This window comes from Vreelandella olivaria, assembly GCF_023507745.1.
Classification (GTDB): Bacteria; Pseudomonadota; Gammaproteobacteria; order Pseudomonadales; family Halomonadaceae; genus Vreelandella; species Vreelandella olivaria_A.
The window spans coordinates 1-629 of sequence record NZ_JALPZO010000071.1 but is presented as its reverse complement, the minus strand read 5'-3'; the positions used below and the strand labels follow the sequence as shown (position 1 = coordinate 629).

1 protein-coding gene is annotated in these 629 nt (G+C 51.8%); it reads right to left on the bottom strand.

What is annotated here, in order from left to right; genetic code table 11:
• Window positions 1–581 (bottom strand): transposase (locus HP566_RS06385; protein ID WP_249976431.1); only part of this gene is annotated, 581 nt, incomplete at its 3' end.
• Window positions 582–629: the final 48 nt, after the last annotated feature.

Below are 629 nucleotides of genomic sequence, written 5' to 3'. Positions count from 1 at the left end.
TCAATATTGTGTATCAGGCAGTAAAGCTGCCACTGGCCCTGTACTTTCTTCTTGCCCCGAAGACTGAAGCGGTTCAGTCTTTTCGTCGTGCCAATGTTTCCAAAGACGGGTTCCACGACTGACATACCATGGCTGTAAATTTCTTTGCCCTTGGGGCTATCGACTCGGTGCTTCATCCAGTCAGTGTAATTGGGTAAGCGTTTGTTCTCGATAATAAAAGACACTTGTCGCCCTGCACCGTTGCGATGGTAGGCCGAGCGCGGGTTCTGCATGCATCGGTATTTCTTTGAGCAGTGCCGACATTGTAGCAAGCGCCCTTCAAAGGGTACGCGAGTCTTGCCACTGTCCGTTTCTCGTTGCCCGCGATAGGACAGTTTTTCGCTGATTGGGCAAATACACGTTAGCTTTACAGGATCAAATTGGAACGCGCTGGCTGGCATCGTCTCTCGCCAGCCTTTGTCCGGCAGGTTCTGATGGCGCTTGCCGTATTTGTCTTTCTGGACGGCGAACTTCGGATCTCGGCTGCGGAACTGATTATCGGGGATGTAGCCGTTGATCCGCTGTTCGTATAGGTACTTCATATTGGGTTTACTCGTCTCATCCCTGAGACTCACCCTTCGGGCCAGCCT